The following is a 17,249-nucleotide window of genomic DNA, read 5'->3' as shown; positions in this document are numbered from 1 at the left end:
CACCTGGATGTTGCCGCGCTTGACGCCGATGTCCCAGGCATAGAAGGCAGCGCCCACCGGCATCAGGCCAAGACCAAGCACCGCCAGCCACTGGCCGGCGCCGACGGGCAGAACGGTCTGTTCCAGCGCCAGGTGGCAGGCGAGCGACAGCACCGCGGTGGCAGCACAGAACCAGGTGACGATGCTGGTCGGCACCGACGGGAAGCGCCGCGACAACAACGAATAGGACGACCACAGGACGGCGCAGACGGCAGCCATGGCATAGCCGAAGGAATAGCGGGCGTCGAAGGCCAGCCCGCCACCCTTGGTGACGATCAGCACGGTGCCGGCAAGGCCGAGCAGCGCGCCGACGACATGGTTCCACGCCAGTTTTTCGCCCGGCATCAGCGCCGAGCCGAGCACGATCAGCAGCGGCCACAGATAGGCGATCAGGCTCGCCTCCACCGCCGGCGCATTGCGCAGCGCGGTGAAATAGAAGAAGTGGTAGCCGAACAGGCCGGCAATGCCGATCAGCCACACCTGCGGCGGTATCTTCTGGCTCTTGTCGGGTGCCGGCATGAACAGCCGCGCGATGAGCCCGACCCCGGTGCCGATCGAGAAGGTGATCGCCGACAAGAGGAACGGCGGCACCTGGCCCGACGCATCGGTGAGCAGTGCGAGCAACGCCCACATGGCGACCGCCGAAAAGCCGATCAGTGTTGCGCGCCCCATTCTGTCTCCAGTGGCGCGCCAATTCCGCGCCTGGCTATTGTACGGCTTCGAAACGCCCGGCGCTGATGGTCAAGGTGCCGATCTGCGTGCCCACCGTGGCACGGATCGGCGCATATACGCCGGTTTGGCCGAGCGGTGCAAACGTCACCATCATGCGGCTTTTGTTCTTGAGATAGTTGAGCGCCTTGCGGCCCTTGCGATAACCCGCCACCGGCTCGAAGCCCATCTGGCAGGTGACGGTGTCGCCCTTGTAGCCTGGGACCGAGATCGTGCCTTTCGACGCGTAGGTCAACGTCAGGTCGGCACGCATCTCGCCGTCATAGAACTTCACCGTGCGGCCGCAGACCTGGTCGAGACTGTCGGCATGAATGACGGTGGCGGCCATGGGATCGAGCACCGACGCCAGGTCGCCGGCACCGAGCGGTACCCAGTTCTTGGGGTCGCGTTTGCCCGGCGCCGGCACGACCTTCGTCGAGGTGACCCTGCCATTGGCAAAGCGGATATCGACAACCGATGCCTTCTTGCCGGAGGTGTAATCGGCGCGGAATGCCTGCGGCACCATCTTCTTGCCCGCGATCGTGCCTTTGGATGAGATCGTGCCGCGCGTATCGTCGAACAGCTTGGCGAGGCCGGCTGCGGTGACACTGCCTTGGATCGCGTAGGCGCCGTTCTCATAGCGGCTGGAAAACGTTGATTTCGCTATCGAAAGGCCGAGGAACGACACTGTGTACTCGCCCTTGAACGACTGCGGCGAGGCAGCAGACGCGGCGGACGGCAAAGCTATGGCAAGCATGGCAACAAGGGCATGTGGCGAACGAAGCATGGCGGGATCGGGTCCTTGATTTTCGGCCGGAGGTGGGCAACTCCGGTCTGGCATGTCCCTATGGAACCGCTTATAGGATGAATTCCGGCCTTAATATGAAATGCCGGGCGTGTCCGCAGGCAAGCTGGAGCTTGACGCCTCGGCGAAATGCAACTATGGAACGCCAACTTTTTCCATAAGGCCGCCTGACCAGAACCGCGCGCCACCCGGCGTGGGCTTGAGTGTTTGGCAGACCCCGAGAACTGAAGGTTAGAACAATGTCCCGCACCTGCGAACTCACTGCCAAGGCAGTCATGTCCGGCAACAATGTGAGCCACGCCAACAACAAGACCAAGCGTCGCTTCCTGCCGAACCTCGTCAATGTGACGCTGATTTCGGAAGCGCTGAACCAGAACGTGCGTCTTCGCATTTCGGCCAACGCGCTGCGTTCGGTCGAACATCGCGGCGGCCTCGACGCCTTCCTGGCCAAGGCCGACGTCAAGGAATTGTCGCAGCGCGCCCGTTTGCTGAAGAAGCAGATCGCCAAGAAGACCGCCGAACAGGCTGCCGCTTAAAACAGTTCAAAGGCGGGGGACGACCGCCCTGGCCAACCTCTTGTTGGCCTCTGGCCGACCTCTTGTTGGCCTAGGCATCGGATCGAAGCCGCAAGGTTTCGGCAACCCGATGCTTAAATTACGAAGCTAGCGTAATCCGATTTCGGAATACGTTCCGCTGGTTCCATTACCCAGGATAAAAAAATGACTTTCTTCTCGCGATACTTGCCCTTCGTGGCCGCCATGACGCTTGTCGTCGTGGCATCGAACATTCTCGTGCAATTCCCGATGCAGGGCCAGATCGGCGGCCTCTCGCTGGCCGACCTTCTGACCTGGGGGGCCTTCACCTATCCCTTCTCGTTTCTGGTCACCGACCTCGCCAACCGCCGTTACGGCCCCACTGTGGCGCGCCGGATCGTCTTTGTCGGCTTCATGACGGCGGTGATCTGCTCGATCCTTGTCCCGCCCTTCCTGTTCCGTCACGGCCTGATCGAATTCGAGACCGCCGCCGACCGGCTGGTGCGGATCGCGGCCGCGTCCGGAGCGGCGTTCCTTGCCGCGCAATTGCTCGATGTGACTGTCTTCAACCGGCTGCGCCGCCAGAGCTGGTGGCGGGCGCCGATCGTCGGCACGCTGGTCGGGTCGGTGTTCGACACAGCCGTGTTCTTCACCGTCGCGTTCTCGGCCGCCTTTGCCTTCGCTGGTCCCAACGACGGCTTTGCGTTGGAAAACGCACCCTTGATGGGCGTGTTCCATGTCGACGCGATGCGTTGGATCTCCTGGGCGCTGGGCGACCTCAGCGTGAAGCTGATCATCGCCGTGGTGGCGTTGATCCCCTACCGTCTGCTCGCGGCCCGCTGGAGCCAGCCCGCGGTTGCGGCTTAAACCATGATCCCGAAAAGTGGGACCCGATTTTCGGAAAAGATCATGGTCGGACAAAGATCATGATCCCGTGGGTTCAGCTCGATTCGGCAAAGACCCCGGACGGCGGACAAGAACTTCGCCTCAAGCGGCGCGGCACCGAATTCTCGATCATGCTGGGCACCAACGAGCTCATGAACAGCCGCCTCAGCGGTTCCGAGGAAGCGCTGGCAAAACTGTCCTGTGAGCGGATTGCCGGCCATAGCCGGCCCACAATCCTGATCGGTGGGCTTGGCATGGGTTTTACCTTGCGCGCCGCACTCACAGAATTGGCCAATGATGCCGGAATTGTCGTCGCCGAACTGGTGCCCGCCGTCGTCGCCTGGGCACGTGGCCCGATGGCCGAAATCTTTGACGGCTGTCTCGACGATCCTCGCGTCACCATCCAGGAAACCGATGTCGGGCAGTTGATCCGGTCGCGGCCCGCGGCCTGGGACGCCATCCTGCTCGATGTCGACAACGGCCCGGAAGGCATCGTCCACAAATCCAACGACGCACTTTACAGCGTGCAAGGCCTCGCAGCCGCACGCAGCGCCCTGAAACCCGGCGGCGTGCTGGCGGTGTGGTCGCAAGGCCCCGACAGCGGCTTCACGCGGCGGCTGAAGCAGGCAGGCTTCGCGGTCGAAGAGGTCAGTACGCGCGCCAACGGCAAGCGCGGCGCCCGCCATGTCATCTGGATCGCCAACAGGACGTAAGCCGGCTGGCTCAATCCTGGTGGAGAATGAATTCCAGATAGAGGTTGCGCTGCAGGATCGAGTGGTTGTCGTCGGAGATCAGCGACACCATCAGCGCGCCGTCGTCGCGGCTCCAGACGTCGAGCCCTTCCATATTGTCGATCTGGTAGTCCATGTCGGCCTCCAGCAGCACCGGCCCGTCGGCGACCGCGCCCTTCTCGACGCTTTCGCCGTAGATGCGCCGCAGCCGCATCTTGACGCCGCTGGCCATCGAGAAACTGCGCTCCAGAAGCAACAGATCACCATCGGGCAGGAAGGCGCCGTCGGTGATGTCGAAATCGCCATTGCGCTTGACGGTGAAGACGCCCTTGTGCGGCCCTTCGATGATGGCGGCATAGATGTTGCCGGCCTTGTCCAGGCTCTTCTCGGAGACCACGACCAGGCCGCCCTCATGCTGGCCGTTGGCATTGGCGTGGGTGACGGTCTCGAAGCCGCGATTCTGGCGCAGCTCGCGGGCCGGCACGACGAAATCCAGCGGCTTGAACGGCGCCTTCATGTCGTTGGGGTCGATCTTGAACTGGGCGACGCGGTGGCTGCGCTCGAAGCCGACGGTGGCGATGCCGTCCTTGACCGCGAGACCTTCCGCATCGACCTCCCATTTCCTGTCGATCGGCCGGCCGGTCTGGTCCACCATCTGCTGCATGCGGAAATTCTGGATGCCGGAGGGTCGCTTTTCCGCGTCGCGGACCACCGTGCCGAAGAACCAGAAGCCGGTGTCGGCAACGCCGATGAAGTCACCGCCGGCTTTCAGGAAGCGGAAGGCTGACAGCGCGCCGAAATCGCGTGTCGGCGAGGTCATCTCCAGCCCGCCGACGAATTCGAAAGCGCCGAACTGCTTGTCGGCACGGCCAATGTGGAATTGGGTGATCGGGCGGGCCGAGATTTCGACCGGTTCGACAGAACCAGAGTCAGCCGAACCGGCTGCCGCCGAAGCCACGCCGGAAAGCAGGACGATGGCGGCGAAAAGCGTCTGCCGAAACCCGCCGCGCCTGGAAATCATCCGGCGCGCCGCATACCACCGCCGCGTCGCGTATCCTTCGCGCTTTCCTCGGCGAACAGCGAAGCCAGTTGCTCGGTCATGGCGCCGGCCAGTTCCTCGGCATCGACGATGGTGACAGCGCGGCGGTAGTAGCGCGTGACGTCGTGGCCGATGCCGATGGCCAGCAGTTCCACCGGCGAACGCGTCTCGATCAGCTCGATGACGGCGCGCAGATGGCGCTCGAGATAGTTGCCCGGATTGACCGACAGCGTCGAATCGTCGACCGGCGCGCCGTCCGAGATCATCATCAGGATCTTGCGCTGCTCGGGCCGGGCGATCAGCCGGTTGTGCGCCCACAGCAGCGCCTCGCCGTCGATATTTTCCTTGAGCAGGCCTTCGCGCATCATCAGGCCGAGATTGCGCCGTGCCCGCCGCCATGGATGGTCGGCGGACTTGTAGATGATGTGGCGCAGATCGTTGAGCCGGCCAGGATTCGGCGGCTTGCCATCCTTCAGCCATTTCTCGCGCGCCTGCCCGCCCTTCCACGCCCGTGTCGTGAAGCCGAGGATCTCGACCGAGACGCCGCAACGCTCCAGCGTGCGCGCCAAGATGTCGGCGCAGGTTGCCGCGACCGTGATCGGCCGGCCGCGCATCGAGCCGGAATTGTCGAGCACCAGCGTCACCACCGTGTCGCGAAATTTGGTGTCGCGCTCCTGCTTGAACGACAGCGGCTGCATCGGGTCGATGACGACCCGCACCAGCCTTGCCGGGTCGAGGTAACCTTCTTCCAGGTCGAAATCCCAGGAGCGGTTCTGCTGCGCCATCAGCCGGCGCTGTAGCCGGTTGGCCAGCCGCCCAACGACGCCGGACAGATTGGCCAGCTGCTTGTCGAGGAAGGCGCGCAGCCGGTCGAGTTCTTCTTCTTCGCACAGTTCCTCGGCGCCGACCGTCTCGTCGAAAGCCGTGGTGAAGACCTTGTAGTCGATTTCCTTCGGCAGATTGGTGAAGGGATTGTCGTTACGGCGCGCCTCGCCGGGTGTTTCGGCATCGGCGTCGTCATCGTCGGACAGATCGTCGGCGGTGGCATCGGAGGCTTCCGTCTCGGCCGACTGCTCGTCATCGGCCGAAGCTTCGGCATCCTCGGACTGCGACTGCTCGGAGCCGGAATCCTCTTCGCCACCCTCCTCGCTCTGCTCCTCGCCTTGCGGCTGGTTGTCGTCATTGTCCTCGGAATCTTCCGTCTCCTGGTCGTCGCCAAGTTCCTCGGCCATTTCCATGGAGGCGAGCATCTCGCGCACGACCCGGGCGAACGCCTGCTGGTCGCCGAGCTTGGCCGACAATCCGTCGAGGTCGGCCTTGGCCTTCTCCTCGACCCAAGGGCGCCAGAGTTCGACCAGCCGCTCGCCGCTTTTCGGGACCGGGCGGCCGGTCAGCTTCTCGCGGACCATCAGGGCAAGAGCTTCCTCGATCGGCGCGTCGGCCTTGTCCTTGATGTCGACGAGGTTGGCCTTGGCGTATTTGTCCTCCAGCATCGAGCCGATATTGTCGGCAACGCCCTGCATGGCGCGTGAGCCTATCGCCTCGACGCGAGCCTGCTCGACCGCGTCATAGATGGCGCGGGCCGCCTTGCCTTCCGGCGCCAGCTTGGTGTGGATGCGCACATCATGGCAGGCGCGCTTCAGCGCCATGGAATCGCCGAGGCCGCGGGTGATCGCAATATCGGTCTTCGATGCCTTCTTGGGCAGCTCCGGCAAGCGCGCGCGGCTGCCGGCGAGCGCCGGCCGGTCCTTGGCGAAACCGACCTCCAGTTCCTTGTCGCCGGCAATGGCGCGCATGCAGACGGTGACGGCGCGCTTGAAGCTATCGGCTTCAGACCCCGTCTTCGACTTGTTGCGCGTGTTGTCGCCCGGACCCGCCATCGAGACCCTGCTTAGCCCAGCACCACGTTGGCGGCGCTCTCGGGCAGATCCTCGCCGAAGGCGCGCTGATAGAACTCGGCCACCACCGAGCGCTCCAGTTCGTCGCATTTGTTGAGGAAGGTCAGCCGGAACGCCATGCCGATATTGCCGAATATCTCGGCATTCTCGGCCCATGTGATCACCGTGCGCGGGCTCATCACGGTCGACAGATCGCCGTTGATGAAGGCCGAGCGCGTCATGTCGGCGACGCGCACCATCTTGTTGACGATGTCCTTGCCCTTGCCGTCGCGATAGTGCTTGGCCTTGGCCAGCACGATGGCGACTTCGTTGTCGTGCGGCAAATAGTTCAGCGTGGTGACGATCGACCAGCGGTCCATCTGCGCCTGGTTGATCTGCTGGGTGCCGTGATAGAGGCCGGTGGTGTCGCCAAGGCCGACCGTGTTTGCGGTCGAGAACAGCCGGAAGGCCGGATGCGGGCGAATGACCCGGCTCTGGTCGAGCAGCGTCAGCCGGCCCGACGATTCCAGCACGCGCTGGATGACGAACATCACATCCGGACGGCCGGCATCGTACTCGTCGAAGCACAGCGCGACATTGTGCTGGTAGGCCCAGGGCAGGATGCCGTCGCGGAATTCGGTGATCTGCAAACCGTCCTTGACGACGATCGCGTCCTTGCCGACGAGATCGATACGGCTGACATGGCTGTCGAGGTTGACGCGCACGCAAGGCCAGTTGAGGCGAGCGGCGACCTGTTCGATATGGGTCGACTTGCCGGTGCCGTGATAGCCCGACACCATGACGCGGCGGTTGTAGGCAAAGCCCGCAAGGATCGCCATCGTCGTGTTCTTGTCGAACAGATAGTCCGGATCGATGTCCGGCACATGCTCCGATGTCACCGAATAGGCCGGCACCACCATCTTGGACTCGAAGCCGAATTTCTCCTTCACCGACACCGTCGTGTCGGGCAGGTTGGCGATGTCACGATCGACCTTGTTCATATCTCTCAACGTCTCCACGGGCGAAACGTCTGATTTCGCCGGCAATCGATTTTGTCCGGGGGCGGTCTTAGAGCCTTTTCCAACCTTATGAAAGTTGGAAAACGACACGAACCGTATGGCCGCTCAGCACAGGCCCGCCTGTTTGAGCACGCGATAGGCCTGCAGCACATCGCGGAACCGGTCTTCCGAACCTCTGTCGCCACCATTCGCATCCGGATGGTGCAGTTTCACCAGTTCCTTATAGCGCGCCTTGATCTCCTTGCCAGTCGCCTTTGTATCAAGACCAAGCGTTTCCAGCGCCTTGGCCTCAAGCGGCTTGGCCTTGCGCTCGCGCGCCTCGCGCGGATCCTTCGGTCCCTTGAACAGGTCGAACGGGTCGCGCATGCGGTTATAGTAGCCGGCCCGGCCGGAACGCATCTGGGCCATATCGGGCGACGATCGCGTCGAGGCTCCGTTGGCGCCCATTTTCCAGGTCGGCCGGTGCCCGGTCATGGCTTCCTTCTGGAAGCGCGCGACCTCGGTGTCCGGCACGCCGGAAAAGTAGTTGAAGCCCTTGTTGTACTCGCGCACATGATCGAAGCAGAAGTGGAAATACTCGCCTTCCTTCATGCGCCCGACCGGCGCACGATGGGTGCCCGCTTCCTTGCAGCCGTCCCACTGGCAGATCGGCGAGTGCGACTTCAGCTCCGCGTCCTTGTCGGGGCGGACGCGAATCTTCTCGAAATATTTGGGGTACGGCTTCATCTTACCCATTTATGGGGCGTTCGCAGATGCGAAACAAGAATTGACATTTTCGCGATCATCGCCCTAACCGCTGAATCGCGGCATAAAGCAGGCGAATGGCGGATTTTGTTGCTCGGCGGCGGCCCCTTGCGAAACCGATTTTCGGTTTCCAGGCCGAGACGCCAGCGATATGTGGTGAAGGGAGATGGCGATGTCCATACAGGCGACCATGGAAGACAAGCTCAATAAGGCATTTTCGCCGGACAGGCTGGTTATCATCAACGAGAGCCATCTCCATGCCGGCCACCACCATCACGGCTCCGACCATCACGGCACTTATGACGGCACCGGCGAGACGCATTTTCGCGTCCGCGTCGTCGCTTCCGCCTTTGCCGGCATGAGCCGCATCGACCGTCACCGCGCCGTCAATGAACTGCTTGCCGACGAATTGAAGGCCGGCGTGCACGCGCTGGCGATCGAACCGGCGGCTCCCGGCGAAAAGACCCGCTGGTAGCTCGGTTCCGCCGATCGTTTTTCGCCGCGCTCAGAGCACCGCTTCGATGAGGAACGGCCCGCGCCGTGACAGCGCGCTGTCCAGCAGCGCCTCGAAGCGCTCGCACGTATCGGCGCGAGCCGCCTCCACGCCCATGCCTTTGGCCAGCGACACCCAGTCGAGCGAGGGATGGTCGAGGTCGAGCATGCGCCTGGCGTTCTCGCCGATCGCGCCCACGCCGACATTCTTCATCTCGCCATGCAGGATTGCATAGGTTCGATTGGAAAACACGATCGTCACCACGTCGAGCTTTTCCCGCGCCTGCGTCCACAATCCCTGTACCGTGTACATGCCGCTGCCGTCGGCTTCGAGGTTGATCACCTTGCGGTCCGGACAGGCGATTGCCGCCCCGGTCGCCATCGGGATGCCGCCGCCGATCGATCCGCCCGTGCCCATCATGTAGTCGTGCGGCGCTGCAAAGGCCGACAGCGCGAAGAAACGCCTGGCCGAGGTGACCGCTTCATCGCAAACGATCGCATCGGCCGGCAGTTTCCGCGCCACCGACAGCGCGATGGCATCTTCCGTCAGCTTGCCGTTCGGCGTTGCCTCGTCGGGAAAAGCGGCCGCGAGCACCTGTTGTTGTGACGGCTTGATGCCAAGTTCGTCGCGAAGCGCCTCCAGCGCCGCATGCAGATCGTCGCCATGGGCGGCCAGTGTCAGCACCTCGCAGCCTTCCCGGACGAGCCGTCCCGGTTTCCCCGGATAGGCGAAGAAGGCAACCGGCTCCTTCGCGCCGACCAGGATCAGAACATCGACATCCCTGAGCACAGCCATCGCCGCATCGACCGGATAGGGAATGCGGGTCGGCGCGACACGCCCGCGCCCGCGTTGCATCCGTGCGATCAGAACCTCGCCGAACAGGCGGACATCGCTGCCCGTCGAAATCTGCCCGGCGATGGCGAGCCCATCGGCGCGTGCGGCCTTTCCGCGAACGATCATGCCTGCCCGGCCCGGAGCGGTACGGATCGCCGCGGCGACCTTGCGCACGGCGTCCATATCGACGGCCGGCGCTGGCACCAGCTTCACCTTGCCGACCGAAACCGCGTCGACTGCGCCCCAGGCGGCATCCGCCGGCAGGATCATCGTCGCGACGCCGGGCGGTGTCAGCGAGGCACGAAAGGCTGCTTCAGCTGCCGGCACGATATCGGCCGAGCCCTTGACGCGGCCGACCCAGTTGGACATCGGCGCCGCAAGGCTCTCGATATCGCTGGTGAGCGGGGCATCGAGCGGCAGATGGTAAGAGGCGTGGTCGCCGACGATGTTGATCATCGGGCTGAAGGCACGCCGGGCATTGTGCATGTTGGCGAGCCCGTTGGCCAGGCCGGGACCGGTATGCAGCAGCGTCGCGGCCGGCCGATCGGTCATCCGCGCATAGCCATCGGCGGCACCCGTCACCACGCCCTCGAACAGCCCGAGCACGCAACGCATTTTCGGCTTGCGGTCAAGTGCTGCAACGAAATGCATTTCGGAGGTGCCGGGATTGGCAAAGCAGACCGTCACATCATTGGCCAGAAGCACGTCACACAGGACATCGGCGCCGTTCATGCAATTCCCTCCCGCTCACGATCGAAGAGCACTTGCACCCGGGCGCGCCCGCACAGCAATATCCCGCCGCCACTTTTGATCTGATCCAGTGCCGTAAGGATCAGCCAACCGTCGATTTCAGGAATGCCAGCGCGGCCGCGGTCAGCGCATCGCCGTCCTCGCCGAAATCGCGATTGATCGACATATGCGTGTAGGCGCTGCCGTCGAACAGCGTGACCTGGGTGCCCGTCGCGCGCAGGCGCTCGGCAAAGGCCTTGGAGTCCTCACTCCGGCCAGGGGCGCGCGAATAGGCAATGAACGTCGGCGGGGGCTTGCGGCCGTCGACATGGCTGGCCGGCGACAGTGCCGCCCATTGCGCGGGATTGGAAAAGACGCGGGCATAGGCCCGCACCATGCCGCCCTTCCTGGCAAGTGCTGCAAGATCATAGGCCCTGGTATCGTCGAGAATGAGCGCAGCTATGCCGGGCAATCCGCCGCGCATGCCGGTCAGCGCAATCAGATGGCAGCCGGCCGAATGGCCCATGCCAACGATGCGGTTTGGATCGCCGCCATGCCGGGCGATGTTGGCCCTGATGTAGGCGTAGGCCTTTTCGACGTCACCGGCCTGGGTGGCGACATCGGCCTGCGGCAACATGCGATAATCGATGGAGACGAAGCAAAAGCCGTTGGCGAGCAGAAAAGCCGGTTTGGCGTCGACCTGACTGCGTTTGCCAAACTGCCAGGTACCGCCATGAACGAAAACCACGACCGGCAGGCCGATTGCCCCATCGGGCGCATAGATGTCGAGCTTGGCCGGCCCGTAGTCGAAGGTCTTTGGCGTGGGTCGGCGTGTTTCCGACGCGGCCGATGCTTCCAACGGCAGCATCGCCGCCACCGAGGCCATGATCAGGCTTCGTCGATCGATCATCATTGTCTCCTGGCGAGGCAAGACTGCACGCGGCGGCCCCAGCCGTCCAGTCAGGGATTCGCAACACACCCGCTACCCGCGCTGAATGCCGCTCCGCACCGAGCGCCTTGATCTCGGAGTGGCCTCGAATCTTACGATCGCAGCCACCTCTTCATATGAAGGGAACAAACGGTACCCCCCGACAGTTGAATGCGAGGTGAGCCGAATGGAAGCCACAGCGGCTCCGAGGGCAAAAGCATCATGCGAGAGAACCAGTCTGACGTCTTCGATCTGTTTTCGGAAATTTACACCAACGCGGCGCAGGAAGAGATCAGCATCCAGCAATATCTCCTTGCCTGCCGCGAGGACAAGTCGATGTATGCCTCGGCGCCTGAACGAATGGTCGAGGCGATCGGCGAGCCGAACCTGGTCGACACCAGCAAGGATGAGCGGCTCGGCCGCATATTCTCCAATCGGACCCTGAAAGTGTACCCCTCCTTTGCCGATTTCTATGGCATGGAGGACACAATCGAGCGCATCGCCGGCTATTTTCGCTATGCGTCCCAGGGGCTCGAGGAGCGCAAGCAAATCCTCTATTTGCTCGGCCCCGTGGGCGGCGGCAAATCCTCCCTTGCCGAGCGTCTGAAGAAATTGATGGAACAGCGCCCGATCTACACGCTGAAGGTCGGTAATCAGGTCAGCCCGGTTTTCGAATCGCCGCTTGGTCTTTTCCATCCTGATCGCATGGGCGACCTGCTGGAGGACAAATACGGCATTGCCCGACGCCGGTTGAATGGGCTCATTTCGCCATGGGCGGCCAAGCGCCTCGACGAACTTTCCGGCGACATTTCCAAGTTCAGCGTCGTCAAGCTGATGCCGTCGCGACTGCGCCAGATCGGCATCGCCAAGACCGAGCCCGGCGACGAGAACAATCAGGACGTTTCGGCCCTGGTCGGCAAGGTGGACATCCGGCAATTGGAAAACTTCAGCCAATCCGATCCGGACGCCTATTCCTATAGTGGCGGACTGAACCGGACCACCCAGGGGCTGCTTGAATTCGTCGAAATGTTCAAGGCGCCTATCAAGGTCCTGCATCCGCTGCTGACCGCCACCCAGGAAGGCAGCTACAACGGCACCGAAAATTTCGGCGCCTTTCCCTACCAGGGAATCATCGTGGCCCATTCCAATGAGTCGGAATGGCTGCAGTTCAAGAACAACAAGAACAATGAGGCTTTTCTCGATCGCATCCTCGTGGTCAAGGTGCCGTATTGCCTGCGGATAACCGAAGAGCGGCGGATCTACGAGAAACTGCTGCGGGAGAGCGAATTGGCCGCCAGTCCTTGCGCTCCAGAGGTGCTGGACATCCTCAGCCGGTTTACCGTCTCGACCCGCTTGGCCGAGCACGACAACTCGCCGCTCTACACCAAGATGCGCGCCTATGATGGCGAGAACCTCAAGGAGGTCGACCCCAAGGCAAAGTCGGTTCAGGAATATCGGGACGCCGCCGGCGTCGACGAGGGCATGGCCGGCGTCAGCACGCGCTTTGCCTTCAAGATCCTGTCGCAGACCTTCAACTACGACACCGAAGAGGTGGCCGCCGACCCCGTGCACCTCATGTACATCCTGGAGGAGGCGATCAAGCGCGAACAGTTTCCGAAGGAGACGGAAGCCGCCTATCTGGAGTTCATCAAGTCCGAGCTGGCCGCGCGGTATGCCGAGTTCATCGGCCATGAGATCCAGAAAGCCTATCTGGAATCGTACAGCGAGTACGGCCAGAATCTTTTCGACCGCTACATCGCCTATGCCGACGCCTGGATCGAAGACCAGGACTACAAGGATCCCGACACCGGCCAGATCCTCAACCGCGAGGTTTTGGACAACGAGCTTTCGCAGGTCGAAAAACCGGCCGGCATCGCCAATCCCAAGGATTTCCGCAATGAGGTGGTGAAATTCACGCTGCGCGCCCGTGCAAGAAACCATGGCCGCAACCCGGCGTGGACAAGTTACGAAAAGCTGCGGGAAGTCATCGAGAAACGCATGTTCGGCCAGGTCGAGGACCTCCTGCCGGTGATCAGTTTCGGCTCCAAGCAGGACAGCGTCACGGAAAAGCGGCACAATGAATTCGTGCAGCGGATGGTCGAGCGCGGCTACACCGAGCGGCAGGTTCGTCGCCTTGTGGACTGGTACATGCGGGTGAACAGGGCGGGTTAGAGAACCCGGATGGTTCCATGCCGATCTTCATCGACCGCCGCCTGAACCCGAAAGACAAGAGCCTCGGCAATCGCCAGCGCTTCCTGCGACGCGCGCGCGAGGAATTGAAACGGAGCATACGCGACCAGATCCGCACCGGCAGGATCGCCGACGCGGACTCCGAGCACGCCGTGCGCATGCCCGAAAGAGGCACAAGCGAGCCGAGCTTCAACAACGCCCGCGACAGCGGCAGGCGCCAGCACATCTTGCCGGGCAACAGGCATTTCTCCGCTGGAGACCTGATCCCCAAGCCCGGCGGAGGCGGCGGGGGAGCGTCGTCCCCGGGAAACAAGGCATCCGAGGACGACTTTCGTTTCGTACTGTCGCGCGAGGAAGTGCTCGATCTTTTCTTCGAGGATCTCGAACTCCCCGACATGGTCAAGCTCAACCTCAAGGAGATCCTTGCCTTCAAGCCGCGTAGGGCGGGCTTCGCCGCCACCGGTTCGCCGACCAACATCAATGTCGGCCGCACGATGCGCAACAGCCACGGCCGCCGCATTGCGCTGAGGCGCCCCAAGCAGGTCGAACTGGATGCGATCCTCGAGGAAATCGCCTCGCTCGAGGAGGCGCCATACAGCGCCGACGCGCGCCGGCGTATCGCGGCATTGCGCGAAGAGCTTGACCGGCTGGAACGACGCCGCCGACGCATTGCCTATGTCGATCCGGTCGACATCCGCTTCAACCGCTTCGATTCCCGGCCGGTGCCGAACGCCAATGCCGTCATGTTCTGTCTGATGGACGTGTCCGGGTCCATGGGCGAGCGCGAGAAGGATCTGGCCAAGCGCTTCTTCGTCTTGCTGCACCTGTTCTTGAAACGACGCTACGACCGCATCGAGATTGTCTTCATCCGCCACACGCACCTGGCTCAGGAGGTCGACGAGGAGACATTTTTCTACAACACCCAAAGCGGCGGCACTGTCGTTTCCACCGCGCTGGAGGAAATGCACCGTATTATCGCGAGCCGCTACCCGGCCCACGACTGGAATATCTATGCTGCCCAGGCCTCGGACGGCGACAATTTCGCCGGCGATTCAGAGCGATGCATTTCGCTTCTCAACGGCGAGCTCATGCGGCTGTGCCAGTATTTTGCCTATGTCGAGATCATCGACGAGCGTGAAGCCCATATTTTCGGCTCGACCGAAAACGGGACATCGCTGTGGCGTGCCTATAACGCCATCGACCAGAAATGGCCGAACTTCCAGATGAGCCGCATCGCTACGCCCGCCGATATCTACCCGGTCTTTCGCCAGCTTTTCGGCAGGCAGCCGGTCTCCCTCAAGCGGGCATGAGGGTTCCCGATGGTCAGACAAGCCAGCAAATCCAGCCTGCTTTTTTCAGGGTCCGACTGGGATTTCAAAACATTGTCGCGGGCCTATGACGCGATCGAGGCACTTGCGGTCGAAGAGCTTCATCTGGACACCTATCCCGTTCAGATGGAGATCATCTCTTCGCAACAGATGCTCGACGCCTATTCGTCCATTGGCATGCCATTGATGTACCGTCACTGGTCTTTCGGCAAACATTTCCTCCACCAGGATCTGCTCTATCGCAAGGGCGGGCGAGGGCTTGCTTATGAACTGGTCATCAATTCCAATCCCTGCATCGTCTATCTGATGGAGGAAAACACCATGGCCCTGCAGGCCTTGGTGACGGCCCATGCAGCTCTCGGGCACAATCATTTCTTCAAGAACAATCAATTGTTCAAACAATGGACGGATGCAGGTGCGATCCTCGGCTACCTGGACTTCGCCAAGGGCTACATAGTCCGTTGCGAGGAGCGGCACGGCCTCGCCGCCGTCGAGGCTGTGCTCGATTCCGCCCACGCGCTGATGGATCAGGGCGTGTTTCGCTATCACCGGCCGCCGAGGCTGTCGTCGGAACGGCAGCGCGAAGGAATTCGCGAGCGTCTCGAATACGAGGAGCGCTCCTACAACGACTTGTGGCGTACGCTGCCGCCTTCGCAGCAAGCGGCCAACGACAAGGGCCAGGACCCGGAGCGGAAGAAATCGCTAAACCTGCCTGAGGAAAACCTGCTCTATTTCCTGGAAAAGAACAGCCCGGTCCTGGAGCCCTGGCAGCGTGAGATCATCAGGATCGTTCGGGTCATCGCGCAATATTTTTACCCGCAACGGCAAACACAGGTGATGAACGAGGGCTGCGCCACGTTCGTGCACTATACGCTGATGAACATGCTGTTCGACCGCGGCCAGATCAGCGAAGGCGCCATGCTCGAAATCCTGCGCAATCATTCCAACGTGGTCTTTCAGCCGGCGTTCGACGATCCGCGTTTTTCAGGCATCAACCCCTATGCTCTCGGCCTCGACATGATGCAGGACATTCAGCGCATTTCGACCAAACCCACGGCTGAGGACCGCGATTGGTTCCCCGACATCGCTGGCCAGGGCAACTGGCGCGAGGTCCTGCTTGACGCCTGGGCCGAGCACCGCGACGAATCCTTCATCCGCCAGTACCTCAGTCCCGCCTTGATCCGGAAATGGCGGTTTTTTGTGCTTGGCGACGCTGCCGACCAACCGCATTGTCTGGTCGCCTCGATCCACGACGAGCGCGGCTACGCCAAGATACGCGCCACGCTCGCCAACAGCTATGATCTCGGCGCGAACCGGCCGGACATTCAGGTGGTGGATGTCGATCTGCTCGGCGACCGCCATTTGCGCCTGCAGCACAAGGTCAATGACGGCATCCTGCTCGAGGATGCCAGCCGCGACGCCACGCTTCGTCACATCCGCAGGCTTTGGGGTTATGAAGTCAGCCTGGCGGCCATAGATGCAGAGACCGGCGCGACGATCCACGAACGCTCGACAAGCCAGATCGCCGGATGACGTGCCCCGGCCTCCCTGCACGTATCAGGTGTCGCCGGCTGGCCTGATCCTCAGCCTTGCGATCCGGTTCTTGTCGCGTTTCATGACGATGAAGCGCTTGCCGTGGAACGTAAAAGCCTGCTTCTCCTCGGGGATCGATTGCGTCTCGTGGATGACGAGGCCGGCAATGGTGGTGGCCTCCTCATCCGGCAGGTTCCAGTCGAGAGCCCGGTTGAGATCACGGATGGGCACCGTACCGTCGACGACCACGGAGCCGTCGGCCTCCTGCTTGACGCCCTGTATGTCGACATCATGCTCGTCAGCGATCTCGCCGACGATCTCCTCGATAATGTCCTCCAGCGTCACCAGCCCTTCGACCTCGCCATATTCGTCGACCACGACGGCGAAATGCGCCTTGCGGCGAAGGAAGGCGTTGAGTTGTTCCTGCAAGGTCGTGGTGTCGGGCACGAACCATGGTTTCGAGGCGATCTTCATCACATCGATCCTGGAGAAGTCGTTGCCGACTTCGTTCAAGGCGCGCAGCAGATCCTTTGCATGCAGCACGCCGACGATGTTGTCGAGCGAGCCTTTCCACAGCGGCATGCGGGTGTGCGGGCTTTGCAAAATCTCGCGCACCACCGCTTCCGGCGCATTGTCGGCATTGACCGAGCGCATATTGGTGCGGTGGACCATGATGTCGGAGACTTCGAGCTCGGCGAGATCGAACAGGCCGCCGACGCGGTCGCGATCCTCGCGCACCACCTGGCCGTCGCGGCGGAAATCATCGACCGCGCCGCGCAATTCGTCCTGGCTGGAACGCTGCGGCTCGATGCGCGAAAGCTCGTATCCGAACCT

16 protein-coding genes are annotated in these 17,249 nt (G+C 62.3%); 7 read left to right on the top strand and 9 right to left on the bottom strand.

Annotation, left to right across the window (positions count from 1 at the left end):
* Together EN749_RS13430 and EN749_RS13425 are read right to left on the bottom strand one after the other, a co-directional pair.
* The coding region (locus EN749_RS13430; RefSeq protein WP_128363296.1) for an EamA family transporter at window positions 1-711 on the bottom strand (711 nt) is incomplete at its 3' end.
* Window positions 712-745: 34 nt separating this feature from the next.
* Entirely contained in the window at window positions 746-1,534 is a 789-nt protein-coding gene (locus tag EN749_RS13425) for a DUF3108 domain-containing protein (RefSeq protein ID WP_023811078.1), read from the bottom strand.
* A 257-nt stretch (window positions 1,535-1,791) separates the two neighbouring features.
* On the opposite strand from EN749_RS13425, the gene rpmB reads away from it, so the two are divergent.
* The 3 genes from rpmB to EN749_RS13410 all read left to right on the top strand — a co-directional run bounded on the left by rpmB (window position 1,792) and on the right by EN749_RS13410 (window position 3,683).
* The gene (gene rpmB, locus EN749_RS13420) at window positions 1,792-2,088 is read left to right on the top strand and encodes a 50S ribosomal protein L28 (protein ID WP_013529373.1); all 297 of its coding nucleotides are present in this window, start codon (window positions 1,792-1,794) and stop codon (window positions 2,086-2,088) included.
* Window positions 2,089-2,271: 183 nt separating this feature from the next.
* Window positions 2,272-2,952: a queuosine precursor transporter gene (locus tag EN749_RS13415; RefSeq protein ID WP_127266961.1), complete on the top strand. Its 681-nt coding sequence runs from the start codon at window positions 2,272-2,274 to the stop codon at window positions 2,950-2,952.
* 59 nt (window positions 2,953-3,011) lie between these two features.
* Window positions 3,012-3,683 carry a hypothetical protein gene (locus tag EN749_RS13410; protein ID WP_127809182.1) on the top strand — a complete coding sequence of 224 codons (672 nt, stop codon included), beginning with the start codon at window positions 3,012-3,014 and terminating at the stop codon, window positions 3,681-3,683.
* Window positions 3,684-3,693: 10 nt separating this feature from the next.
* Here the strand turns inward: EN749_RS13410 and EN749_RS13405 are convergent, their stop codons facing one another.
* The 4 genes from EN749_RS13405 to EN749_RS13390 form a co-directional block, all read right to left on the bottom strand.
* Window positions 3,694-4,722, bottom strand: coding sequence for an esterase-like activity of phytase family protein (locus tag EN749_RS13405; RefSeq protein ID WP_127396394.1), 1,029 nt, complete (start codon window positions 4,720-4,722; stop codon window positions 3,694-3,696).
* Entirely contained in the window at window positions 4,719-6,620 is a 1,902-nt protein-coding gene (gene cobT, locus EN749_RS13400; RefSeq protein ID WP_013529369.1) for a cobaltochelatase subunit CobT, read from the bottom strand. Before cobT ends, EN749_RS13405 begins: the two co-directional genes overlap by 4 nt.
* Window positions 6,621-6,631: 11 nt before the next feature.
* Window positions 6,632-7,618 (bottom strand): cobaltochelatase subunit CobS, encoded by a 987-nt coding sequence (gene cobS / locus EN749_RS13395; RefSeq protein ID WP_013529367.1) that lies wholly within the window; start codon window positions 7,616-7,618, stop codon window positions 6,632-6,634.
* A 123-nt stretch (window positions 7,619-7,741) separates the two neighbouring features.
* Complete coding sequence (locus tag EN749_RS13390; RefSeq protein ID WP_013529366.1) at window positions 7,742-8,371, bottom strand: J domain-containing protein; 630 nt, start codon at window positions 8,369-8,371, stop codon at window positions 7,742-7,744.
* Window positions 8,372-8,552: 181 nt separating this feature from the next.
* Here EN749_RS13390 and EN749_RS13385 point away from each other — a divergent pair, with 181 nt between their 5' ends.
* Complete coding sequence (locus EN749_RS13385) at window positions 8,553-8,855, top strand: BolA family transcriptional regulator (RefSeq protein ID WP_013529365.1); 303 nt, start codon at window positions 8,553-8,555, stop codon at window positions 8,853-8,855.
* A 30-nt stretch (window positions 8,856-8,885) separates the two neighbouring features.
* Here the strand turns inward: EN749_RS13385 and EN749_RS13380 are convergent, their stop codons facing one another.
* Together EN749_RS13380 and EN749_RS13375 are read right to left on the bottom strand one after the other, a co-directional pair.
* Window positions 8,886-10,439: an acetolactate synthase large subunit gene (locus EN749_RS13380; protein ID WP_127396396.1), complete on the bottom strand. Its 1,554-nt coding sequence runs from the start codon at window positions 10,437-10,439 to the stop codon at window positions 8,886-8,888.
* A 100-nt stretch (window positions 10,440-10,539) separates the two neighbouring features.
* Entirely contained in the window at window positions 10,540-11,346 is an 807-nt protein-coding gene (locus EN749_RS13375; protein WP_128363295.1) for an alpha/beta hydrolase, read from the bottom strand.
* Window positions 11,347-11,586: 240 nt separating this feature from the next.
* On the opposite strand from EN749_RS13375, the gene EN749_RS13370 reads away from it, so the two are divergent.
* Genes EN749_RS13370 through EN749_RS13360 form a run of 3 tightly spaced genes read left to right on the top strand, consistent with a single transcriptional unit; the run spans window position 11,587 to window position 16,415 of the window.
* On the top strand, window positions 11,587-13,536 hold the full coding sequence (locus EN749_RS13370) for a PrkA family serine protein kinase (RefSeq protein ID WP_127398465.1): 1,950 nt from the start codon (window positions 11,587-11,589) through the stop codon (window positions 13,534-13,536).
* Between the two features lie 17 nt (window positions 13,537-13,553).
* Window positions 13,554-14,864 (top strand): YeaH/YhbH family protein, encoded by a 1,311-nt coding sequence (locus tag EN749_RS13365; protein ID WP_127809179.1) that lies wholly within the window; start codon window positions 13,554-13,556, stop codon window positions 14,862-14,864.
* Between the two features lie 9 nt (window positions 14,865-14,873).
* The gene (locus tag EN749_RS13360; RefSeq protein WP_127396956.1) at window positions 14,874-16,415 is read left to right on the top strand and encodes a SpoVR family protein; all 1,542 of its coding nucleotides are present in this window, start codon (window positions 14,874-14,876) and stop codon (window positions 16,413-16,415) included.
* A gap of 24 nt (window positions 16,416-16,439) precedes the next feature.
* Here EN749_RS13360 and EN749_RS13355 read toward each other — a convergent pair.
* On the bottom strand, window positions 16,440-17,249 hold an 810-nt coding region (locus tag EN749_RS13355), incomplete at its 5' end, for an HlyC/CorC family transporter (protein WP_145990912.1).

The organism is Mesorhizobium sp. M7A.F.Ca.ET.027.02.1.1 (genome assembly GCF_004022985.1).
In the GTDB taxonomy this organism is placed as follows: domain Bacteria; phylum Pseudomonadota; class Alphaproteobacteria; order Rhizobiales; family Rhizobiaceae; genus Mesorhizobium.
This window is presented reverse-complemented; position numbering and strand designations above follow the sequence as displayed.